We start from the raw sequence: 21017 nt of genomic DNA, 5'->3' as shown, positions 1-21017 counted from the left end.
CGCCTCAGTCCGTGATGAAGCCGTAGGTGCCGCGATAGCTCTTGTTTCCGGCTTCGACGCGGCCCGGGGCGCCGTAGATACGATTGATGTTGCCGAGCAGGTCGGACTGCGGATCGGACGGGTCGGCGAAGCCGTCATCCGGACGCGACAGGTCCTTCTGCGCCACGGCGCGCACCACGTAGGGCGTCACCATGATCATCAGCTCGGTGTTGTTGTTGACGTAGTCGCGGCTGCGGAACAGTGCGCCGAGCACCGGCAGTTGCGACATGCCGGGCAGGCCGCTGATGCTCTGCTTGGTCTGCTGCTTGATCAGGCCGGCCATCACCATGGTGCCGCCGGAGGGAATTTCCAGCGTGGTGTCCGCGCGGTTGGTCTTGATCGCCGGGATCGACGTGCCGCTGATGGTCACGGCATTTTCCTGGGTCACTTCGGAGACTTCGGTGGCGACGCGCATGCTGATGCGACCTTCGCTGAGCACGACCGGCGTGAAGCCGAGCGAGATACCGAACTTCTTGAAGGTGATCTGGGTGGTACAGATGCGCGTGGTCGGATCGCAGGTATTGCCGCCGGGTACCGGGAATTCGCCGCCGGCAAGGAAATTGGCGGTTTCGCCGGAGATCGCGGTCAGGCTCGGCTCGGCGAGCGTGCGCATGACGCCGGCGTTCTCCATCGCCTTCACCGTCGCCGTGACTGAGGGCGTCGAGCCGAACGATGCAGCGAGGCTGTTGCCGTCGACCAGGTTGCGGCCGAGTGCGGTGAACGGCGTGGTATTGTTGAACTTGACCACGGAGGTGCCGTAGCCCAGCGACGCCGACAGGTCGACGCCCATCTGCTTGACGATGTTGCGCTGGACTTCGGCGACGGTGACTTTGATCAGAACCTGATCGCGACCGCGCACCGTGATGCTGTTGACGACCTTGTCGGCCCCTCCCGCGAGCCGGGCGGCGATATCGCTGGCCTGCTGGGCCTCCTGCGGGCTTGCCACCGTGCCGGTCAGCATGATGCCGTCGCCGATGCCTTCGATACGGATATCGGCATTGGGCAGCACCTGCTTCAGCGCAGCACGGGCACCGTTGATGTCGCGGGTGACGGCGATGTCATAGGCTGCCATCTGCTGGCCGCTGGCATCGAAAAACACGATATTGGTCTGTCCGACGGTGGCGCCGATGATGTAGGCACGCTGCGCCGAGCGCACGACGGCATTGGCGATCTTGGGGTCGGCGACCAGCACATCCTTGATGTCGCGCGGCAGGTCGATGACGATGGATTTGCCGACGCCGAGCGCAAGAAAGCGGCCACCCATCTGTCCGTCGCCCGACAGCGCTGCCGCGGCGCGCAGCTCGGCTGCGTACACCGGCGTCAGCACCGGGTTGAGCGTGAACGCGCTCACAGCCGTGAACGACAGGGCGCGGACCATCAAGGTCTGGATCGATCCGCGGGTTGTCATGCGCCTCATCGCCTGCGTCCTCTTGGTCACTTGGTCGTGGTCGTCGTCGAAACGCCGAAGCGAATGATGTTGACGCTGGCGCTCTTGCCGTTGCGATCGTCAGTTGCAGTTTCGGGCACGTTGGCGTCGACCAGCGCGCGCAGCGCCAGCGACAGGGTGCCGCTCTGGCGCGCCCGCGCCAGCACCTCGGCCTGATCCGGCTTCAGCTCCAGCGTCGCGGTCTTGCCGACCACGGAGTTCTGGCCGTCTCTTTCCTTGGGAGCCTGGTCGATGGCCAGCACGCGCACGTTGCTGAGGATCACCTCCGAATTGACGACCTCGCCGCTGCTGCCGCGATCGGGATTCTTGTCGCGCTTGGACAGGATCACGTCGACGCGGTCGTTCGGCAGGATGAAGCCGCCGGCGCCGGTTTCCGGTGAGATTTCGGTGGAGACGGCGCGCATTCCGGCGGGCAGCACCGCCGCCATGAATCCGGAGCCGTTGGCGCGGACCAGCTTGGGCTCGCGGATGGGCTCGCCCGCGATGAACGGGGAACGCGCGATCGCGCCGGCGATCTGGGTGGTGGCGTCGGGACGTTCGGTGCGGCGAATGACGTTGGCGCTGGCGGCGGAGGCCGGCCAGCTCTGCCATTGCACGTCGGCCGCGTTCAGCGACTGGCCGAGCGCGATATCGGATCTGGCGACGAGAACGTCGACGGTCTGGAGCTGTGCGACCGGTTCGGCCTGCGGCGGCGGCTGCTGGTCGACGCCGCTTGCGAGATACAGCGCCACGCCACCGGCTCCGATGGCAATGGCCAGGACCACAATGCGTGCGGTATTCATACGCTTCACTTTCCACATTACGCTGCGACGCGGGCGCCGCTGTAATGGGGAGTTGACCAGCTATTCGTCAAAGCATGGTTAATGAGGCGTATCTAAATCGCGCGAGCGGTATTTTCTGCCGCCGTCAGTAGACGAAGCGCGCCAGGTCGATTGCCTTGATCCACTCGGTCTGCGGATAGATCATCAGCGCGCCGAGGGCGAGCGCGATGCCATAGGGAATGCCGCTGTCCTTGTGATGCAGCCGCAGCAGCCAGCTCTGGCCGCCCAGGGAATAGGGCAGCGGCCAGGCCCGGAACTGCAGCATGAGCAGGGTGAGGGCGCCGCCGAACAGCGAGGCGTAAACCAGATAGTCGAGCAGATGGCCGAAGCCGAACCACAGCCCGGCGGCTGCGGCCACCTTGGCGTCGCCGCCCCCGACCCAGCCCATGGCGAAACAGCCGAAGGCGACCACCAGCACGGTCAGTCCGGCGCCGATGTGGGACAGGGTATCCTGCAGGCCGAGGCCACCGAACAGCGCCAGCGCGAAAAAGCCGGCGACCAGCAGCAGCGACACGCGGTTGGAAATCGTCATGGTGAAGAGGTCGCTGGCGGCAGCGAAAGCCATCAGGGCCGGAAAAAACGTCAGGCGCGCAATATCAATGATCATGGCTTCACCAGCCCGTGCTTCAGGCGATCTGCCCGGGGGCCGGCGGGAGTCTAGCCGGCACAGATGAACAATCGGGAAACGGCGTTACGGCCAGACGTTGGCGATGCGCAGCGCCAGAACCACGACGGCCAGCGCCAGCCCGCCGCAGACCAGCCGGATGGATTCGTCGTCCCGCCCGCGTTCGGGCAGAGGGCGCGCTGCGGCGCGGTCGGAGGCTGGCTTACTCATATACAGGGAACCTGGCTCAGGGAACCTTGCCGGGACTGCGCGCGCCGTCTGCGGACAGTCCTGCAAACAACAAAGGCCCCGGTAACCGGGGCCTTTGATGACACAGCCGTCGCTTACTTGAGCGAGGAGTTGATCGAACCGAACTTGGTGTTCAGGTTGGTGCCGAGGCCGTTAACGACCGCGATGATCGCCAGCGAAATGCCGGCTGCGATCAGGCCGTATTCGATAGCGGTGGCGCCGGATTCATCCTTCACGAAACGCGCAACGAGATTCTTCATAATACACTCCATGTGACACGTGGCTGTCGAACTCAGGTTGGTCTCGCCGGCGTTCTCAGCACCGTGACCATGGCGTCACCATAGGGTCGGGAAATTGCAGCGCAGTTAATTCAATCGCGTAAACATGGCTGCATCTCCGTGTTCGAGAGCAGGGTAAACGACCACTTAAGGGGACAGCGTACCTGGCGTCTCTGGCCTGGTTCATCGCTCCTTAAGCACGTTGCGCTAACTGTCGGTCTCTGCGGTCTTCGGTCTCCGCGGTCTCATGAGGCGATCATGTCCACCTTGCCCCTCGAAGTCATTGAAATGCTCGGCCAGACCATCGCCAAGGTGGTGCCGATCACCATCGTGCTGGCGCTGACCTTTACGGTGCTGACCCACTTCTGGGCCTGCAATCCCGGCAAGCCCTGGTGGCGCAAAACCGAGATCGTCACCGACATCTGCTACTGGTTTTTCGTGCCGGTCATTTGCCGTGTGGTGCGGATCGGGCTTCTGGTGGTCGGTGCGGCGGCGGTGTTCAATATTCACGGCGCCGACGAATTGATTGCATTTTACGACAATGGTCACGGTCCGCTGGCGGAGCTGCCGCTGTGGGTCCAGGCGCTGCTGTTTCTCGTCGCGTCCGATTTCATGCTGTACTGGTTTCACCGCATGTATCATGGCGGCGGGTTCTGGAAGTATCACGCCATCCATCATTCCTCGACGGAGATCGACTGGATCTCGGCGGCGCGCTTTCACCCGGTCAACCTGTTCCTTGGCACCGTGGCGGTGGACGTCATCCTGCTGATGGCCGGCATCTCGCCCAACATCATGCTGTGGGTCGGTCCGTTCACGACGTTCCATTCGGCCTTCGTGCACGCCAATCTCAACTGGAGCCTCGGGCCCTTCAAATATGTGATCGCGACCCCGGTGTTCCACCGCTGGCACCACACCTCGCTGGAGGAGGGCGGCAATACCAACTTCGCCGGCACCTTCCCGATCTGGGACATCCTGTTCGGCACCTACCGGATGCCCGCCGACCAATTGCCGGAGACCTACGGCATCGATGGCGAGCCGCTGCCGTCGGAAATCGTCGGCCAGCTTGCTTATCCGTTCCGGCAATAGCTGTTCTGCCGCCTTCTTTCTTCCTTCTCCCCGCGCGCAGCGAAGCTTCGCGAGGAGGGAGAGGCTCGCAGGCAAGGCAGGCAAGCCGCCCCGTCAGCTGATCGTTTGCAGTTCCTTCATCAATTAACGGCACATTTGCCATGTCGGGCGCCGGCACCGCTGCGTATCTGCTTTTGCCGGCTTGTATCGTCCCGGAGTACAGAATGTCGTTTCAGTTTTTGCGCACACAGCTGCGCGCGTCTTTTATCGGCCTATCCATTGCGGCCGGAGTTATGCTGGTCTCCGCCGGAGGCGTCGCTGCAACGGCTGACGATGTCATCGAGGTGAAGGTCGACCAAGCCAAGCTGGTCAAGTTTCCTGCTCTCATCGCCACCGTCGTGATCGGCAATCCGATGATCGCCGATGTGTCGCTGCAACCGGGCGGCGTTGTCGTCGTGACCGGCAAGGGGTACGGCGCGACAAACCTCATCGCCTTGAACCGCCGCGGCGAAGTGCTGATGGACCGGGTCATCCAGGTCGCAGGTCCGTCGGACAACGTCGTCACCATCTATCGTGGCGTCAATCGTGAATCCTACAGCTGCGCGCCGGCCTGCGAGCGCCGGGTCACGCTTGGTGACGGCAATGAGTATTTCAAGACCACCCTGGAGCAGGCTGGCTCACTCAGCTCCTCGGCAGGTGGCGCCGCCGCGAAGGAAAACTGATCTGTCGGGCGCGACTATCGGGCATCATGGTAAATGCGCGGTTAATCCGCCGGGTCATTCTGTTCCGATCGTACGAAACACTTCCACAATCTGTTTCGGCTATGCCTGACCGGTAGATTATCCTCCGCCCAGGGTTTGACCGATGTTATTGCCTATCGTTTCGCCGGCCGCCATCGCAGCATCCCTTCGCCGCTTCCGGCGCAACAGGCATGGCTCCGCGGCGGTCGAGTTCGCGCTGGTGGCGCCAATTTTCTTCGCGCTGATCTTCGCCATCATCGAGACCTCGCTGGTGTTCTTCGCCGGGCAGGTGCTGGAGACCGGCAACCAGGACACGGCGCGCCTGATCCTCACCAGCCAGGTCAAGACACAGGCGGACTACAAGCAGTATCTGTGCGACCGCATTTCCGTATTGATGACCTGCGCGAACGTCGACATCGACGTCAGGTCCTATCCCGCGGGGACGGCATTCACCATCAAAGATCCGATCGTCGGCGGGGTCTATACCCCGAACTTCGTCTATCAGTTGCCGACGCCGGGCAGCAACGAGACGACCGTCGCCCGCGCCTTCTATCAATGGCCGCTGATCGTGACGCAGCTCGGCTACAACATCGCCAATATCTTCAACGGCAACCCTGCGAACAACAAGCGCCTGCTGGCATCGACGGCCGCGGTGCGGCAGCAATGACGGGGAACGCCATGATCAGGATCTTAAGGTCATTCGCGTTGCGTCGCTTGGGATCGCCGATGACGCGCTTTGCCCGCGACACAAGCGGGCTCGCCGCCGTGGAATTCGCGCTGATCGTCCCGCTGATGCTGGTGATGTTCTTCGGAACCATCGAGATTTCGAACGGCGTGGCGGCCGATCGCAAGGTCTCCATCATGACGCAAGCGATGTCCGATCTGACGTCGCGCTACACCTCGGTCAACGATACCGATATGAGCAACTTCCGCGCGATCTCGGTGGCGATGCTGACGCCGTATTCCGCGACCGGCCTGAAGTCCACCATCACCGAGGTCTATATCGATCCGACGTCCGGCGTGGCGCGCGCGCAGTGGAGCAAGGGCGATGCGGTGCGCAAGGACGGCAGCACCGTGCCGGTGCCGGCGGCGCTGATCGGCAAGGATTCCGCCGGCAAGATCATCGCCAACCAGTATCTGATCTTCAGCGAGGTGAGTTATCTCTACACGCCGGCGGTCGGCTATGTGATGGGGAAGGCCGGCGTCACGCTGACCGACCAGACCTATACGCGGCCGCGGCAGTCGACCTGCGTGTTCTACAGCCCCGACACTGCCTGCACCACGAAGTAGGGCGCGCCGGCGCGATCCGTCCATGACGCAGCAAAAAGGCCGCGCTGGAAGCGCGGCCTTTTCGTATTGGTGTCGCTGAAACTCCGCAGCCCTGAACCTTGCAATCCCGACTGGCGGAATTCCGTTTAGCCAGCGGCGCGCAGATTGTCGGCCGAGGACTTGCCAGAACGACGATCGGCAACGATTTCGTAGCTGATCTTCTGGCCTTCACGCAGGGTGCCAAGGCCGGCACGCTCGACGGCGCTGATGTGCACGAACACGTCGTTGCCGCCGTCATCCGGCTGAATGAAGCCGAAGCCCTTGGTCGCGTTAAACCACTTCACAGTTCCCATGCTCACGGGGGTAGTCCCTTCTCAAGAATATAGTAGTAGCCCACGATCATGCGGGCTGGTGATATCGAATTTTTGGAAGGGTCGTCAGTCTAGACCGGCTGTACCGGGGGATAGATAATGTCGTCCGGCCGAAAATCGATTAGCTCATGTTAAGCGAAGCGGGCGGTCAAGACAATCCTGACGCGCACGATTTTTTGATTGTGTACATCCGATCGAAACCAACGCCTTGCCGCGCAGGCATTTGCTGCCATGCGCGGTGTAGTTGTTGTGCAGTGCGTCGGTGCGAAGCGGGTTAGCGCCGACGGAACTGGCCGCGCGGTGGAGCGCCACGCGGGGCTCCGCCGCCGGGGCGTTCGTCCTTGTGGCGGAAGATCAACCGGCCCTTTTCGAGGTCGTAGGGCGACATCTCGATGGTCACGCGGTCGCCCGCGAGGGTCTTGATGCGGTTCTTCTTCATCTTGCCGGCGGTGTAGGCAACGATTTCATGCCCCGCATCGAGCTGCACGCGATAGCGCGCATCGGGGAGGATTTCCGTCACCAGTCCTTCGAACTGGATCAGCTCTTCTTTGGCCATTCGTTAGCTCCAGATCGATCGTGTGTTAGCGCGGACGCTGGGTGCGGTTCGGCGTGGTGTTGGGTCGGCTCTCGCGATGCAGGAAAGCGACGCCCTGCATCCCTTCTTTAGTCGTAGTTGCCGCCTGGGCGGCGGGACGTGAGATCGGTTCATGCCGTGCGGTCTCGTGACGTGGATTCTCGCGGTTCGGTTGCGCTGCGCCGCGGTTGCCGCCGGGGGCGCCACGACGGTTGCGTGCACTCTTGGCGCCCGCGCCGTCGCCGCCGCGCGGCTGCTGCGAGGACGACCGTCCACCGCGGCCCTGCGAGGGCGGCGGACCGACGTCGTTGCGGCCGGGGGTGCGGCGGTCTTCCTTCGGCAGGGTGATGCGGATCAGCTTTTCGATGTCGCGCAGATACGCCATTTCCTCGCCGGAGCAAAGCGAGATCGCGATGCCCTCGGCGCCGGCGCGCGCGGTGCGGCCGATGCGGTGGACGTAGGTTTCCGGGATGTTCGGCAGGTCGAAGTTCACCACGTGGGTAATTCCGTCGACGTCGATGCCACGGGCGGCGATGTCGGTGGCCACGAGGGTCTTGATCTCGCCGCTGCGGAAGTTCGCCAGCGTGCGCTCGCGGTGGTTCTGCGACTTGTTGCCGTGGATCGCGTCGGCGCGGATGCCGGCGCGCTCGAGGCCCTTCACGACCTTGTCGGCGCCGTGCTTGGTGCGGGTGAAGATCAGCGCGCGGTTGACCGTCTCCGACTTCAGGATCTGCGCCAGGATGGTCGGCTTGGCGGAGTGATCGACCTGGATCACGCGCTGTGCGATGCGCTCGACGGTGGACGCCACCGGGGTCACGGCGACGCGGGCCGGATCCTTCAGCATCGATTCGGCGAGCTCGGCGATGTCCTTCGGCATGGTGGCCGAGAAGAACAGGGTCTGGCGCTTGATCGGCAGCTTGGCGACGATTTTCCGGATGTCGTTGATGAAGCCCATGTCGAGCATGCGGTCGGCTTCGTCGAGCACGAGGAACTCAACCAGGTTGAGTTTCAGGCCGTTGCTCTGCACGAGGTCGATCAGCCGGCCGGGTGTGGCGACGAGGACGTCGACGCCCTGCATCAGCGAGCGCACCTGGCGGCCCATCGGCACGCCGCCGATGGCCAGCGCCGAGGTGAGGTTCATGTGGCGGCCGTAGGCGTTGAAGCTCTCGAGGATCTGGCCGGAGAGTTCGCGGGTCGGGCTCAGCACCAGCACGCGGCAATGCTTGGGCTGCACCTTGATGCGATCGAGCAGCAGGCGGTGAAGGATGGGCAGCGCGAAGGACGCGGTCTTGCCGGTGCCGGTCTGGGCGATGCCGATGACATCCTTGCCGGTGATGGCGATGGGGATGGTCTGCGCCTGGATCGGGGTCGGCGTGGTGTAGTTTTCTTCCTTGAGCGCACGGGTAATGGGATCGGCGAGGCCGAATTCCTGAAAGGAGGTCAAAAGATGTGTCTTTCCATAATGAAAGCAGGCGCCCGGCGGATATCAGCCAGGAGCGCGCGAGGGTGTCTGGAGACACCCGCGTGTCTGGGGCGTCGATCTGGTTAGCTGAAGGGGCAAGCCAGAAACCGTCATGTGAAGACGGGATCAGAACACGCGGCTCGCAATGACCCGATGATTCTCAAGGTCGTGGTGGTCATATGGAACATGAAGGCGGCGGTTTCAAGGTGAATCGCAGGCAACGGGCTTTCGCAGTCTTGATTCTGCCCAGGGGTCGCGACAATTAACCGCTGCATGAAATTTAGACAAAAAATACAATGCGCCTGTTTTTCGTGCTGTTTGCTGCGTGAGTGATCATTTTTGTGGCCTAAAAATAAGGCGGCAACTTTCGTGAATATCGCCGAAAAACGGAAATATATCTTACATATCAATATTTTGCGCGAATTCTTGTTGATGGCACGCTTCTTGCGATTCCGTTAACGCAGACGGCCGTGGGGCCGTTCCGCATTATTTTACGTCTGCGTCAGGGAGATGAGCGCACATGATCAATAATTTGACTCACGCGATAGCGAGACCGATGATCCGCCGTGGCCTGGTGGCTGCGACCGCGGGCCTGGTGATGGGCCTTGCGAGTTTCTCTTCAGCCAATGCCGCGGACGACACCATCAAGGTCGGCGTCCTGCATTCTCTCTCCGGCACCATGGCGATCTCCGAGACCACGCTCAAGGACACCGTTCTGTTCATGATCGATGAACAGAACAAGAAGGGCGGCGTGCTCGGCAAGAAGCTGGAAGCCGTCGTGGTCGATCCCGCTTCGAACTGGCCGCTGTTCGCTGAAAAGGCGCGCGAGCTGATCACCAAGGACAAGGTCGCCGTGGTGTTCGGCTGCTGGACCTCGGTGTCCCGCAAGTCGGTGCTCCCGGTGTTCAAGGAGCTGAACTCGATCCTGTTCTATCCAGTGCAGTACGAGGGCGAAGAGTCCGAGCGCAACGTGTTCTACACCGGCGCCGCCCCGAACCAGCAGGCGATCCCGGCGGTCGACTACCTGATGAAGGACGAAAAGGTGAAGCGCTGGGTGCTGGCCGGCACCGACTACGTCTATCCGCGCACCACCAACAAGGTGCTGGAAGCCTACTTGAAGTCGAAGGGCGTCAAGTCCGAAGACATCATGATCAACTACACCCCGTTCGGTCATTCGGACTGGCAGACCATCGTCGCCGACATCAAGAAGTTCGGCTCGGCCGGCAAGAAGACCGCGGTGGTCTCCACCATCAATGGTGACGCCAACGTGCCGTTCTACAAGGAACTCGGCAACCAGGGCATCAAGGCCAAGGACATCCCGGTGGTGGCGTTCTCGGTCGGCGAAGAAGAACTCGCCGGCATCGATACCAAGCCGCTGCTCGGCCATCTCGCCGCCTGGAACTACTTCCAGTCGATCAAGGATCCCGAGAACGAGAAGTTCATCAAGGCTTGGCAGGCCTTCACCAAGAACCCGAAGCGCGTGACCAACGACCCGATGGAAGCCACCGTGATCGGTTTCAATATGTGGGTGAAGGCGGTCGAGAAGGCCAAGTCGATCGAAGCCGACAAGGTCATCGACACCCTGCCGGGCATCGAAGCCAAGAACCTGACCGGCGGCACCTCGAAGATGCTGCCGAACCACCACATCACCAAGCCGGTGTTCATCGGCGAGATCAAGGGTAACGGCCAGTTCGACGTGGTCTGGAAGACCCCGGGTCTGGTGGCCGGCGATGCCTGGTCGAAGGAGCTCGAGGGCTCCAAGGACCTGATCGGCGACTGGGTCGGCAAGAAGTGCGGCAACTACAACACCAAGACCAACAAGTGCGGCGGTCAGGGTTCCTGATTTCCTGAGACTCCCAAAACTGGGGAGGGCGGCATTGCCGTCGCCCTCCCTTTCCTTCCGCCCGGGGTCAGCCAGTGCTCATCAATTTGTTCGACCGTTTTCGCACGCTCGTATTTGTCGTCTTTCTGATCGCCGCGTCCGCCATTCCGGCGCTGGCAGGTCCCTTCGAGGATGCTGTCGCAAAGTTCGCCAATGACGATTATTCCGACACCGACGACGCCATCGGCGTGATCGCCAGCTCCGGCAATCCGCAGGCCTTCGCCATCATCAGCGCGCTGCAGGACGGCCGCGTGATGGCCGATCCCGACAGCAAGAAAGTCTATCTCACCGATACGGACGGCAAGAGCGTCGAACTGGCCACCGGCACCCCGGTTGCCAGCGTGCCTGACAGCGCCGCCGCAGTACGCCTCAACAACCGCCTGCGCCGCACCATCGATGCCGCTTTGGGCGGGCTGACGCTGATGTCGCCGGATCCCGACAAGCGCGTCGAAGCCGCGCAGTCGGTGTTCAAGACCCACGACGCCGCGATGCTCCCGGTGGTCGACCAGGCCCTGGAAAAGGAAACCAACAAGAAGGCGAAGCAGGCCTTCATCGAAGCCCGCGCCGCCATCCTGCTTTTCAAGGAGGACGCCACCGACGCGGAGAAGATCGAATCCATCGCGGTGATCAAAGCGCGTGGCGACCAGGAAGCGTTGGCGCTGCTGACCGGCCTTGCCGGTGCCGAACAGTCCATCGGCGTGGCGCGCAGCGCCGCCAGCGCCACCACGGCGATCCAGAGCCGGCAGACCCTGTGGTCGATCGCCCAGAATGCCTGGTACGGCCTGTCGCTCGGCTCGGTGCTGCTGCTGGCCGCCATCGGCCTCGCCATCACTTTCGGCGTCATGGGCGTCATCAACATGGCCCATGGCGAGATGGTGATGATCGGTGCCTACGTCACCTTCGGCGTGCAGGAGATCATCCGCACCTCCTATCCCGCTCTGTTCGACTATTCGCTGCTGATGGCGGTGCCGCTGGCCTTCCTGATCGCAGGCATGATCGGCGTCGTCATCGAACGCACCATCATCCGCTTCCTCTATGGCCGTCCGCTGGAAACCCTGCTGGCCACCTGGGGCCTGTCGCTGGTGCTGCAGCAGGCGGTGCGCACCATGTTCGGCCCGACCAACCGCGAGGTCGGCAATCCCTCCTGGATGTCCGGCGCCTTCGAACTCGGCCAGATCACCATCACCTACAACCGGCTGTGGATCCTGTGCTTCACGCTGGCCGTGTTCGCGATCCTGCTGGCCATGCTGCGCTACTCCAGCATTGGCCTCGAGATGCGCGCCGTGACCCAGAACCGCCGGATGGCGGCCTCCATGGGCATCGCCACCTCGCGCGTCGATGCGCTGACCTTCGGGCTCGGCTCCGGCATTGCCGGCATCGCCGGCGTGGCACTGTCGCAGATCGACAATGTCAGCCCCAACCTCGGCCAGAGCTACATCATCGACAGCTTCATGGTCGTGGTGTTCGGCGGCGTCGGCAATCTGTGGGGCACGCTGGTCGGCGCCTTCACGCTGGGCATCGCCAACAAGTTCCTCGAGCCGGTCGCCGGCGCCGTGCTCGGCAAGATCGCGATCCTGGTGCTGATCATCCTGTTCATCCAGAAACGCCCGCGCGGCCTGTTCGCGCTCAAGGGCAGGGCGATCGAAGCATGATGATGATTTCCATTCTTCTCGGCCAGGAACTGCGCTCGTCATGTCCCCTCTCCCTTGTGGGAGAGGGTCAGGGAGAGGGGGGCACAGGCGACAGCGCTTGCGGCCTCCCTCTCCCGGCGCTACGCGCCACCCTCCCCACCCAGCGAAGCTTCGCTTCGCGCGGGGGAGGGGACCATCAGCGGCGGAGCCATGTCATGACCCCGCACATCCTCACCCGCTCGCTCGACCGCAGCGCCAGTGTATTCCTGCTGGTCGTCGCTGCGGTGGGCATCCTGATCCCGCTGTCGAACCTGCTGCTGCCTGCGGATTCCATATTCCAGGTGCCGACCTATCTGATGGCGCTGTTCGGCAAATATGTCTGCTACGCCATCCTGGCGCTGTCGATCGACCTGATCTGGGGCTATTGCGGCATTCTCTCGCTGGGTCACGGCGCGTTCTTCGCGCTCGGCGGCTACGCCATGGGCATGTACCTGATGCGCCAGATCGGCCCGCGCGGCGTCTATGGCAATCCGGTGTTGCCGGACTTCATGGTGTTCCTGAACTACAGCAAGCTGCCGTGGTACTGGTACGGTTTTGACATGTTCTGGTTTGCGGCGCTGATGGTGCTGGTCGTCCCCGGCCTGCTGGCCTTCGGCTTCGGCTGGCTCGCGTTCCGCTCCCGGGTCACCGGCGTCTATCTGTCGATCATCACCCAGGCCATGACCTACGCGCTGCTGCTCGCCTTCTTCCGCAACGATTTCGGCTTCGGCGGCAACAACGGTCTCACCGACTTCAAGGATATTCTGGGCTTCAACGTCCAGGCTGGCGGCACCCGCGCGGCATTGTTCGCGCTGAGCTGTCTCGCGCTGATGCTCGGCTTCCTGATGTGCCGCGCGGTGGTCACCTCGAAGCTCGGCAAGGTGCTGATCGCCATCCGCGATTCCGAATCGCGGACGCGCTTCCTCGGCTACCGCGTCGAATCCTACAAGCTGTTCGTGTTCACTTTGTCGGCCTGCATGGCCGGCGTCGCCGGCGCGCTCTACGTGCCGCAGGTCGGCATCATCAATCCCGGCGAATTCGCGCCGGCCAACTCCATCGAGGCGGTGATCTGGGTGGCAGTCGGCGGCCGCGGCACGCTGATCGGCGCGGCGCTCGGTGCCGTCGTGGTCAACTACGCCAAGACGGTGTTCACCTCCGGTCCGCTGGCGCCGTACTGGCTGTTCATGCTCGGCGCGCTGTTCATCCTGGTGACGCTGCTGCTGCCCAAGGGCATCATCGGCACCTTCAACGCCTGGTGGGAGCCGTGGAAGGCGCGGCGCGACACCGCCCTTGAAGACAGCGCGGCGGCGGAAGACGGCGTCACCAAACCCCATCTGGCGGAGTAGGGCGCATGACCTCCATCGAACAGCCCGTCCTCGACAAGCCGGCCGCCCACGCGCCCGCCGCCATCGACGCCCAGGCCGCCGCCCGCGAGGCCGAGGCGCGGCAGAAGCGCATCACCTCGGCGCAGTTGTATCTCGACGGCGTCCACGTCTCGTTCGACGGCTTTCACGCCATCAACAACCTGTCGCTGGTGCTGGCGCCGGGCGAGATGCGCGCCATCATCGGCCCGAACGGCGCCGGCAAGACCACGATGATGGATATCATCACCGGCAAGACCAAGCCCGACGAGGGCGACGTCTATTTCGACGGCACCCATGACCTCACGCTGCTAGACGAAACCCAGATCGCCACCCTCGGCATCGGCCGCAAATTCCAGAAGCCGACGGTGTTCGAAAGCCAGACCATCTGGGACAACCTGCTGCTGGCGCTGAACGTCGACCACCGCGTCCGCGGCACCCTGTTCTGGCGCAACACCAGGGAGCAGACCGAGCGCATCGGCAAGGTGCTGGAGACTATCCGCCTCACCGATTCCCGCCACCGCCTCGCCGGCAACCTGTCGCACGGCCAGAAGCAGTGGCTGGAGATCGGCATGCTGCTGGCGCAGGACCCCAAGCTGCTGCTGGTCGACGAGCCGGTCGCGGGCATGACCGACGTCGAGACCCACCAGACCGCCGAACTGCTGAAGGAGATCAACCGCGACCACAAGACCGTGGTGGTGGTCGAGCACGACATGACCTTCGTGCGCGAACTCGGCGTCAAGGTGACCTGCCTGCACGAAGGCACCGTGCTGGCCGAGGGCACCATCGATCAGGTATCCACGAATGATCGCGTGGTTGAAGTGTATTTGGGGCGATAGCGAATGGGATGGATTCGCGATCTCACAACCACCACTGTCATCGCCCGGACTGCGCGCAACGCGCGCCAGGACCGGGCGACCCAGTACACGCAGGTGGCCGTGATGGAGCCGCGACGCCGCCGTTTACTGGATCCCCGCTTTCGCGGGGGACGACAGCAAACCATGTTGCGGCTCTGCGCGCGTGCCGCGGCGCATCCCGGACAGACCAACGAAAGATGTTGCCATGCTGAAAGTCGACAACATCAGCCTGTATTACGGCGCGGCGCAGGCGCTGCGCGGCGTTACGGTGGCGGCGGAGCCCGGCAAGGTGACCTGCGTGCTGGGCCGCAACGGCGTTGGCAAGACCAGCCTGTTGCGCGCGCTGGTCGGCCAGCAGGCGATTTCGGCGGGCTCGATCACCTTCGACGGCCAAGACATCTCGGCCCTGAAGCCCTATGAACGCGCACGGCGCGGCATCTCCTTCGTGCCGCAGGGCCGCGAGATATTTCCGCTCCTCACGGTGGAAGAGAACCTCCGGACCGGCTACGCGCCGCTGAAGCGCGCCGACCGCAACATTCCCGACGACGTGTTCTCGCTGTTCCCGGTGCTGCAATCCATGCTCGGGCGCCGCGGCGGCGATCTGTCGGGCGGCCAGCAGCAGCAGCTCGCCATCGGCCGCGCGCTGGTGATGCGGCCGAAGCTTTTGCTGCTGGATGAGCCCACCGAAGGCATCCAGCCTTCGATCATCAAGGACATCGGCCGCGCCATTTCCTATCTGCGCAGCCTCGGCACCATGTCGATCGTGCTGGTCGAGCAATATCTCGATTTCGCCTGCGAGCTCGGCGACAATTTTGCGGTGATGGACCGCGGCGTGGTGAAGTTCGCCTGCGATCGCGCGACGCTGGATCCCGCCGAGATCAGCCGCCAGATGGCGCTTTGAGTTGGCGGCTGGCATGATGGCGGCCGGAGACAACATGGCCCCCGATTCCCCGAACGCATCATCCGCGATCTTCGCCGCCAACCGCGCGCGAGGCAGGGTGGCGTTCGACGTGCAACTGGTGGACGGCAGGACGCGTCGCCGCGAGTTGCATGAATCCGGCTCGCTGCGGGTGCGCTTCCCGTCGCCGGAGGACCACGGCCTGTCGGCGATGTTCGTCAACACGGCCGGCGGCGCCGCCGGCGGCGATCGTTTCGACATCGATATTGCCGCCGGCGAAGGCACCAGCCTGACCGTGACCACCGCCGCCGCCGAAAAGGTCTATCGCTCCCACGGGCCCGCCGCCGAGATCAACATCAAGCTGAGGGCGGGTGCGGATGCGCATCTTTCCTGGCTGCCGCAGGAGACCATCCTGTTCGACCGGTCGCGCACCGAACGCCGCATCGATATCGACCTCGACGCCACGGCCTCGCTGGTGGTCTGCGAGATTGTCATCTTCGGCCGCGCCGCTATGGGCGAGACAATGCTGTCCGGCGGCTTTGTCGATCGCTGGCGGCTGCGCCGTGGCGGCAGACTGGTGTTTGCCGAGACCGTGCGGCTCGACGGCGATCTCGGCGCAAAGCTGGCGCGCCCGGCCATCGCGGGTGGCGGCCTGGCCATCGGCACGGCGCTGATCGTGCCCGGTGACGAGGCGCTGGTGGAGCGGATCCGCGAGGCCGCGGAAAACTTCGGCGGCGAGGTCGGCATCTCCAGCTGGAACGGATTTGCAATGGCCCGCTTCTGTGCGCAAGATGCGGCGAAGCTGCGCACTGACATGATGAACGTGCTGGCGCGCTCCGGCGCTGCGCTGCCCAGGCTGTGGCTGAACTAGCAATCAAGAGTATGCGATGAATCTGTCCCCCGCGAAAAAGACAAGCTGCTGATCTCGATGGCCGCCATGGTGGCGCGCCGACGGCTGGAGCGCGGCGTCAAGCTCAACCATCCCGAGGCCATCGCCATCATCTCCGATTTCATCGTCGAGGGCGCCCGCGACGGCCGCACCGTGGCCGAGCTGATGAAGTCCGGCGCCGAGGTCATCACCCGCGCCCAGTGCATGGACGGGATCGCCGAGATGATCCACGATATCCAGGTCGAGGCCACGTTTCCGGACGGCACCAAGCTGGTCACCGTGCATGAACCCATCAGATAAAACTCCGTCATGCCCGGCCTTGTGCCGGGCATCCACGGCAGCGCGGAACATCGTGGATGGCCGGGACAAGCCCGGCCATGACGTCGCGAAACACGAGGTGACTACATGATCCCCGGCGAATTCTTCATCCAGGACGGCGACATCGAGCTCAATGCCGGCCGCGCCACCGTGACGCTGACTGTGGCCAATTCCGGCGACCGGCCGATCCAGGTCGGCTCGCACTACCATTTCTTCGAGACCAACCCCGGCCTCAAATTCGATCGCGCCAAGGCGCGGGGCATGCGCCTCGACATCGCCGCCGGCACCGCCGTCCGCTTCGAACCCGGCCAGAGCCGCGACGTTCAACTGGTCGAACTGGCCGGCAAGCGCGAGGTCTACGGCTTCCGCGGCGACGTGATGGGGAAGCTGTAAGATGTCCGTCAAGATCAAGCGTTCCGTCTATGCCGACATGTTCGGCCCCACCACCGGCGACCGCGTCAGGCTGGCAGATACCGATCTCATCATCGAGGTGGAGAAGGATTTCACCATCTATGGCGAGGAGGTGAAGTTCGGCGGCGGCAAGGTGATCCGCGACGGCATGGGACAGTCGCAGGCCACCAATGCCGAAGGCGCGGTGGACACCGTGATCACCAACGTGCTGATCGTCGACCACTGGGGCATCGTCAAGGCCGACGTCGCCATCAAGGAGGGGTACATCTGCGCCATCGGCAAGGCGGGGAATCCCGACATCCAGCCCGGTGTCACCATCAATGTCGGGCCGGGCACCGACGTGATCGCGGGCGAAGGAAAAATCCTCACTGCCGGCGGCTTCGACAGCCACATCCATTTCATCTGCCCGCAGCAGATCGAGCACGCGCTGATGTCCGGTGTCACCTCGATGCTCGGCGGCGGCACCGGCCCGTCGCACGGCACGTTTGCAACGACCTGCACGCCGGGCCCGTGGCACATCGGGCGGATGATCCAGTCCTTCGATGCCTTTCCGGTCAATCTCGGCATTTCCGGCAAGGGCAACGCCTCGAAGCCAGCGGCCTTGATCGAGATGATCAATGCGGGCGCCTGTGCGCTGAAGCTGCACGAGGACTGGGGCACCACGCCCGCCGCCATCGACAACTGCCTGACGGTGGCCGACGATCACGACGTCCAGGTGATGATCCACTCCGACACGCTGAACGAGTCCGGCTTCGTCGAAGACACCATCGCGGCCTTCAAGGGCCGCACCATCCACGCCTTCCACACCGAAGGCGCCGGCGGCGGCCATGCGCCTGATATCATCAAGGTCGCGGGCCTGCCCAACGTGCTGCCGTCGTCGACCAATCCGACCCGGCCGTTCACCCGCAATACCATCGACGAGCATCTGGACATGCTGATGGTCTGCCACCACCTCGATCCGTCCATCGCCGAAGATCTGGCCTTCGCCGAAAGCCGCATCCGCAAGGAAACGATTGCGGCTGAAGACATCCTGCACGATCTCGGCGCGCTCTCGATGATGTCGTCAGACAGCCAGGCGATGGGCCGGCTCGGCGAGGTCATCATCCGGACGTGGCAGACCGCCGACAAGATGAAGAAACAGCGTGGGTCCTTGCCGCAGGACAAGGGCAACAACGACAATTTTCGCGTCAAGCGCTACATCGCCAAATACACCATCAATCCGGCCATCGCCCACGGCGTCTCGAAGCTGATCGGCTCGGTGGCGGTCGGGAAGCTCGCCGACCTCGTGCTGTGGTCGCCGGCGTTCTTCGGCGTCAAGCCGGACCTGGTGGTGAAGGCCGGCATGATCGTGGCGGCGCCGATGGGCGATCCCAACGCTTCGATTCCGACGCCGCAGCCGGTGCACTACCAGCCGATGTTCGGCGCCTTCGGCCGCGCGCTAACGCAGTCGTCCTTCGTGTTCACGTCAGGAGCGGCGATCTCCAACGGGCTGCAGGCCCGGCTCGGCACCCAGAAGGCGCTGTACGCGGTGGAAAACACCCGCTCCGGCATCTCCAAGAAGAGCATGATCCACAACGACGCGACGCCGGATATCCAGGTCGATCCGGAGACCTACGAAGTCCGCGCCGATGGCGAGTTGCTGACTTGCGCCCCGGCCGAGGTGCTGCCGATGGCGCAAAGGTATTTCATGTATTGAGGGCGCGTCTTTCTTTCCCTCTCCCCGGCGCCGCGAAGCGGCGTTGATGGGAGAGGGTGGATCGAAGCCCCGCGAAGCGGGGTTCGAGACGGGAGAGGGGCTATTCCGGAGCGCGCGGCTTTCCCTCTCCCGCCTTCGATGCGCTCAGGCACCCTCTCCCGCGGCGCGCAGCTTCGCTGCGCTGGGGGAGAGGGAAAGGGAGCGATCGCTGCAGCCCCTTCATTCCCGCGCCATAACCCCCTAAGGTCCGCCCCGGCCGTCTCAGCGCCACAACAAAACACCGGGAGAACCGCCTTGATCTACGTCGTCGCCACCCTGTCCGTGAAACCTGAAATGCGTGCTGAACTGATCGAAGGCGCGAAAGCCTGCATCGCCGGAACCCGCAAGGAGCCCGGCAATATCGCCTATGACATGCATGAGAGCGTGACGGATCCAACCAAGATGGTTTTCGTCGAGCAGTGGGAAAACGCCGAAGCGCTCGTGCCGCATCGCCAGACCGAGCACATGAAGGCGTTCGGCCGTATCGCGGTGCAATGCTTCAGCGCGCCGCCGAAGATCGAGATCATCACCCCCGCCGACGTCGTCGTGCGATAGTCACGCGCTGGCGCGGATATTAAATATGAGAGTAAAGCCATGATCCGCGCCACCGACGTCAAGGGGCAGCACCTCTTCAAGCAAGCCGCGGCGGACACCGTCGTGCTGGATTTCGACGACCGGCATCGTCGCCGCATGGCGATGACCGGGACCCGCGGGCTGGAATTCCTGCTCGACCTGGAAAACGCCGTCGCCTTGCGCGGCGGCGATGCGCTGGTGCTGGAAGACGGCCGGCTTATCGAGGTGGTCGCCGCGCCCGAGCCGCTGATCGAGATCCGCGGCTCTGACCCCGCCCATCTGGTGCGCCTCGCCTGGCATCTCGGCAATCGCCATTTGCCGACCCAGATCACCGGCCGCGGGCTGCGTATCCGCCGCGACCATGTCATCGAGGAGATGGTCAAGGGGCTCGGCGCCCGCGTCATTGCCATCGAGGCGCCGTTCGATCCCGAAGGCGGCGCCTATGCGGCCGTCGCCGAGACGCACGACCATGCCGGCCATGGCCACGCGCATGATCGCCACGACCACGGCCATCATGGTCACGCGCATGGCAAGCACGGTCACGACAGCCATGACCATGCCGCCCATGGCGATGCCGGACACGTGCACGACGAGACCTGCGGTCACGACCACGGGCACCACGACCATTCCCATGCTCATGACCACAAGTAGGCCGGCGGATCTCATCCCGCCGGTCGACACCGTCGCGCTGTCCGCGGACGAGGGCGCGGCGCTGTACCGGCTGATGACGTGGCTGTCGCCGGCATTTCCGGTCGGCGCCTTCTCCTATTCCAGCGGCATCGAATGGGCGGTGGAAGCCGGCGACATTGTCGATGCCGCCAGCCTGCAGGACTGGCTGTCGGCCATGCTCACCGATGGCTCCGGCTTTTGCGACGGCGTGTTCCTCGCCCAGGTGCATCGTGCGGCGGTCGCCGGCGACGAAACGCTGCTGCGCGAGATTGCCGAACTGGCAAGCGCCTTCGTGCCGTCAAAGGAGCGCCAGCTCGAGACCACGTCGCAGGGCCGCGCCTTCATCGAGATCGCGCGCAGCGCCTGGAATCACGACGGCCTCGACCGCCTGATCGCCGCTTGCGACTCGGCAATCGTCTATCCGGTCGCGGTCGGCTTGGTCAGCGCCGCGCACGGCATTCCGCTGTCCGCCACCATGCACGGCTTTTCCACGCAGTGACCTCGAACTGGATCTCCGCCGGCGCACGACTGGTGCCGCTCGGCCAGACCGACAGCCAGCGCGTGCTGGCGGCGCTGGAGCCCGTCGTGGTCGCCACCGGCAAGCGTGCGATGGCCGCCAGCCTCGATGATCTCGGGGGCGCCACGTTCCGCGCCGACCTCGCCAGCCTGCGCCATGAGACGCAATATACGCGGCTGTTCCGGTCGTGAATGTCCATGATGCACGCGCTCGCACGACACCCACCGCTGTCATCGCCCGGCCTGCGCGCAATTGCGCGCCAGGACCGGGCGATCCAGTACACGCCGGCGCCAGCGATCAATCACGAACACCTGCGTC

General features: G+C 63.9%; 23 protein-coding genes and 1 pseudogene. 16 read left to right on the top strand and 8 right to left on the bottom strand.

Translation table 11 applies throughout. The features are described 5' to 3' along the window. Window positions 1-4: 4 nt before the first annotated feature. The 5 genes from ONR75_RS27495 to ONR75_RS27475 all read right to left on the bottom strand — a co-directional run bounded on the left by ONR75_RS27495 (window position 5) and on the right by ONR75_RS27475 (window position 3420). The gene (locus ONR75_RS27495; RefSeq protein WP_265083820.1) at window positions 5-1417 is read right to left on the bottom strand and encodes a type II and III secretion system protein family protein; all 1413 of its coding nucleotides are present in this window, start codon (window positions 1415-1417) and stop codon (window positions 5-7) included. A gap of 56 nt (window positions 1418-1473) precedes the next feature. Further along, window positions 1474-2268 (bottom strand): Flp pilus assembly protein CpaB, encoded by a 795-nt coding sequence (gene cpaB / locus ONR75_RS27490; protein ID WP_265080036.1) that lies wholly within the window; start codon window positions 2266-2268, stop codon window positions 1474-1476. Between the two features lie 124 nt (window positions 2269-2392). Then, window positions 2393-2914: a prepilin peptidase gene (locus ONR75_RS27485; RefSeq protein ID WP_265080035.1), complete on the bottom strand. Its 522-nt coding sequence runs from the start codon at window positions 2912-2914 to the stop codon at window positions 2393-2395. A gap of 84 nt (window positions 2915-2998) precedes the next feature. Then, window positions 2999-3142 carry a hypothetical protein gene (locus ONR75_RS27480; protein ID WP_265080034.1) on the bottom strand — a complete coding sequence of 48 codons (144 nt, stop codon included), beginning with the start codon at window positions 3140-3142 and terminating at the stop codon, window positions 2999-3001. A 113-nt stretch (window positions 3143-3255) separates the two neighbouring features. After that, window positions 3256-3420: a Flp family type IVb pilin gene (locus ONR75_RS27475; RefSeq protein WP_265080033.1), complete on the bottom strand. Its 165-nt coding sequence runs from the start codon at window positions 3418-3420 to the stop codon at window positions 3256-3258. Window positions 3421-3696: 276 nt separating this feature from the next. Here ONR75_RS27475 and ONR75_RS27470 point away from each other — a divergent pair, with 276 nt between their 5' ends. The 4 genes from ONR75_RS27470 to ONR75_RS27455 all read left to right on the top strand — a co-directional run bounded on the left by ONR75_RS27470 (window position 3697) and on the right by ONR75_RS27455 (window position 6533). Further along, complete coding sequence (locus ONR75_RS27470; RefSeq protein WP_265080032.1) at window positions 3697-4524, top strand: sterol desaturase family protein; 828 nt, start codon at window positions 3697-3699, stop codon at window positions 4522-4524. Between the two features lie 203 nt (window positions 4525-4727). Next, window positions 4728-5225 (top strand): pilus assembly protein N-terminal domain-containing protein, encoded by a 498-nt coding sequence (locus ONR75_RS27465; RefSeq protein WP_413776542.1) that lies wholly within the window; start codon window positions 4728-4730, stop codon window positions 5223-5225. A gap of 142 nt (window positions 5226-5367) precedes the next feature. After that, complete coding sequence (locus ONR75_RS27460; protein WP_265080031.1) at window positions 5368-5910, top strand: TadE/TadG family type IV pilus assembly protein; 543 nt, start codon at window positions 5368-5370, stop codon at window positions 5908-5910. Window positions 5911-5969: 59 nt separating this feature from the next. Further along, the gene (locus ONR75_RS27455; RefSeq protein WP_265080030.1) at window positions 5970-6533 is read left to right on the top strand and encodes a TadE/TadG family type IV pilus assembly protein; all 564 of its coding nucleotides are present in this window, start codon (window positions 5970-5972) and stop codon (window positions 6531-6533) included. A gap of 125 nt (window positions 6534-6658) precedes the next feature. Here the strand turns inward: ONR75_RS27455 and ONR75_RS27450 are convergent, their stop codons facing one another. The 3 genes from ONR75_RS27450 to ONR75_RS27440 form a co-directional block, all read right to left on the bottom strand. Beyond that, window positions 6659-6871, bottom strand: coding sequence for a cold-shock protein (locus ONR75_RS27450; RefSeq protein ID WP_011474122.1), 213 nt, complete (start codon window positions 6869-6871; stop codon window positions 6659-6661). A gap of 286 nt (window positions 6872-7157) precedes the next feature. Continuing rightward, window positions 7158-7439, bottom strand: a complete 282-nt coding sequence (gene infA / locus ONR75_RS27445; protein ID WP_143575210.1) for a translation initiation factor IF-1 — start codon at window positions 7437-7439, stop codon at window positions 7158-7160. A 25-nt stretch (window positions 7440-7464) separates the two neighbouring features. Next, window positions 7465-8901 (bottom strand): DEAD/DEAH box helicase, encoded by a 1437-nt coding sequence (locus ONR75_RS27440; RefSeq protein WP_265080029.1) that lies wholly within the window; start codon window positions 8899-8901, stop codon window positions 7465-7467. Between the two features lie 574 nt (window positions 8902-9475). Between ONR75_RS27440 and urtA the strand changes: the two genes are divergently transcribed. The 12 genes and pseudogenes from urtA (at window position 9476) to ONR75_RS27380 (ending at window position 20890) form a co-directional block, all read left to right on the top strand. After that, window positions 9476-10762 (top strand): urea ABC transporter substrate-binding protein, encoded by a 1287-nt coding sequence (urtA, locus tag ONR75_RS27435; protein ID WP_265080028.1) that lies wholly within the window; start codon window positions 9476-9478, stop codon window positions 10760-10762. A gap of 74 nt (window positions 10763-10836) precedes the next feature. Next, window positions 10837-12453, top strand: coding sequence for an urea ABC transporter permease subunit UrtB (urtB, locus tag ONR75_RS27430; protein WP_265080027.1), 1617 nt, complete (start codon window positions 10837-10839; stop codon window positions 12451-12453). A 194-nt stretch (window positions 12454-12647) separates the two neighbouring features. Beyond that, window positions 12648-13817 (top strand): urea ABC transporter permease subunit UrtC, encoded by a 1170-nt coding sequence (gene urtC, locus ONR75_RS27425; protein WP_265080026.1) that lies wholly within the window; start codon window positions 12648-12650, stop codon window positions 13815-13817. A gap of 5 nt (window positions 13818-13822) precedes the next feature. Then, window positions 13823-14671: an urea ABC transporter ATP-binding protein UrtD gene (gene urtD / locus ONR75_RS27420; protein WP_265080025.1), complete on the top strand. Its 849-nt coding sequence runs from the start codon at window positions 13823-13825 to the stop codon at window positions 14669-14671. A gap of 223 nt (window positions 14672-14894) precedes the next feature. After that, entirely contained in the window at window positions 14895-15590 is a 696-nt protein-coding gene (gene urtE, locus ONR75_RS27415; RefSeq protein WP_265080024.1) for an urea ABC transporter ATP-binding subunit UrtE, read from the top strand. A gap of 34 nt (window positions 15591-15624) precedes the next feature. Then, window positions 15625-16458 (top strand): urease accessory protein UreD, encoded by an 834-nt coding sequence (locus tag ONR75_RS27410; RefSeq protein ID WP_265080023.1) that lies wholly within the window; start codon window positions 15625-15627, stop codon window positions 16456-16458. Between the two features lie 57 nt (window positions 16459-16515). Beyond that, window positions 16516-16776, top strand: a complete 261-nt coding sequence (locus tag ONR75_RS27405) for an urease subunit gamma (protein WP_265080022.1) — start codon at window positions 16516-16518, stop codon at window positions 16774-16776. A 105-nt stretch (window positions 16777-16881) separates the two neighbouring features. Beyond that, window positions 16882-17187: an urease subunit beta gene (locus tag ONR75_RS27400; protein ID WP_265080021.1), complete on the top strand. Its 306-nt coding sequence runs from the start codon at window positions 16882-16884 to the stop codon at window positions 17185-17187. A gap of 1 nt (window position 17188) precedes the next feature. Beyond that, window positions 17189-18901, top strand: coding sequence for an urease subunit alpha (gene ureC, locus ONR75_RS27395; protein WP_265080020.1), 1713 nt, complete (start codon window positions 17189-17191; stop codon window positions 18899-18901). Between the two features lie 294 nt (window positions 18902-19195). Continuing rightward, entirely contained in the window at window positions 19196-19495 is a 300-nt protein-coding gene (locus tag ONR75_RS27390; RefSeq protein ID WP_265080019.1) for a putative quinol monooxygenase, read from the top strand. A 39-nt stretch (window positions 19496-19534) separates the two neighbouring features. After that, window positions 19535-20164: an urease accessory protein UreE gene (locus ONR75_RS27385; RefSeq protein WP_265080018.1), complete on the top strand. Its 630-nt coding sequence runs from the start codon at window positions 19535-19537 to the stop codon at window positions 20162-20164. After that, window positions 20145-20890 (top strand): annotated as a pseudogene (locus tag ONR75_RS27380) (urease accessory protein UreF). Before ONR75_RS27385 ends, ONR75_RS27380 begins: the two are co-directional and overlap by 20 nt. Window positions 20891-21017 lie beyond the last annotated feature (127 nt).

This window comes from Rhodopseudomonas sp. P2A-2r (assembly GCF_026015985.1).
In the GTDB taxonomy this organism is placed as follows: Bacteria; Pseudomonadota; Alphaproteobacteria; order Rhizobiales; family Xanthobacteraceae; genus Tardiphaga.
Note: the sequence above shows the minus strand (reverse complement) of the source record. Positions and strands in the feature narration are given on the sequence as shown.

Coding starts and splice junctions, on each gene's coding strand:
- ONR75_RS27495 (WP_265083820.1), bottom strand. CDS start 1,417: ATGGTCCGCGCCCTGTCGTTCACGGCTGTGAGCGCGTTCACGCTCAAC.
- cpaB (WP_265080036.1), bottom strand. CDS start 2,268: ATGAATACCGCACGCATTGTGGTCCTGGCCATTGCCATCGGAGCCGGT.
- ONR75_RS27485 (WP_265080035.1), bottom strand. CDS start 2,914: ATGATCATTGATATTGCGCGCCTGACGTTTTTTCCGGCCCTGATGGCT.
- ONR75_RS27480 (WP_265080034.1), bottom strand. CDS start 3,142: ATGAGTAAGCCAGCCTCCGACCGCGCCGCAGCGCGCCCTCTGCCCGAA.
- ONR75_RS27475 (WP_265080033.1), bottom strand. CDS start 3,420: ATGAAGAATCTCGTTGCGCGTTTCGTGAAGGATGAATCCGGCGCCACC.
- ONR75_RS27470 (WP_265080032.1), top strand. CDS start 3,697: ATGTCCACCTTGCCCCTCGAAGTCATTGAAATGCTCGGCCAGACCATC.
- ONR75_RS27465 (WP_413776542.1), top strand. CDS start 4,728: ATGTCGTTTCAGTTTTTGCGCACACAGCTGCGCGCGTCTTTTATCGGC.
- ONR75_RS27460 (WP_265080031.1), top strand. CDS start 5,368: ATGTTATTGCCTATCGTTTCGCCGGCCGCCATCGCAGCATCCCTTCGC.
- ONR75_RS27455 (WP_265080030.1), top strand. CDS start 5,970: ATGACGCGCTTTGCCCGCGACACAAGCGGGCTCGCCGCCGTGGAATTC.
- infA (WP_143575210.1), bottom strand. CDS start 7,439: ATGGCCAAAGAAGAGCTGATCCAGTTCGAAGGACTGGTGACGGAAATC.
- urtA (WP_265080028.1), top strand. CDS start 9,476: ATGATCCGCCGTGGCCTGGTGGCTGCGACCGCGGGCCTGGTGATGGGC.
- urtC (WP_265080026.1), top strand. CDS start 12,648: ATGACCCCGCACATCCTCACCCGCTCGCTCGACCGCAGCGCCAGTGTA.
- urtD (WP_265080025.1), top strand. CDS start 13,823: ATGACCTCCATCGAACAGCCCGTCCTCGACAAGCCGGCCGCCCACGCG.
- urtE (WP_265080024.1), top strand. CDS start 14,895: ATGCTGAAAGTCGACAACATCAGCCTGTATTACGGCGCGGCGCAGGCG.
- ONR75_RS27410 (WP_265080023.1), top strand. CDS start 15,625: ATGGCCCCCGATTCCCCGAACGCATCATCCGCGATCTTCGCCGCCAAC.
- ONR75_RS27405 (WP_265080022.1), top strand. CDS start 16,516: ATGGCCGCCATGGTGGCGCGCCGACGGCTGGAGCGCGGCGTCAAGCTC.
- ONR75_RS27400 (WP_265080021.1), top strand. CDS start 16,882: ATGATCCCCGGCGAATTCTTCATCCAGGACGGCGACATCGAGCTCAAT.
- ureC (WP_265080020.1), top strand. CDS start 17,189: ATGTCCGTCAAGATCAAGCGTTCCGTCTATGCCGACATGTTCGGCCCC.
- ONR75_RS27385 (WP_265080018.1), top strand. CDS start 19,535: ATGATCCGCGCCACCGACGTCAAGGGGCAGCACCTCTTCAAGCAAGCC.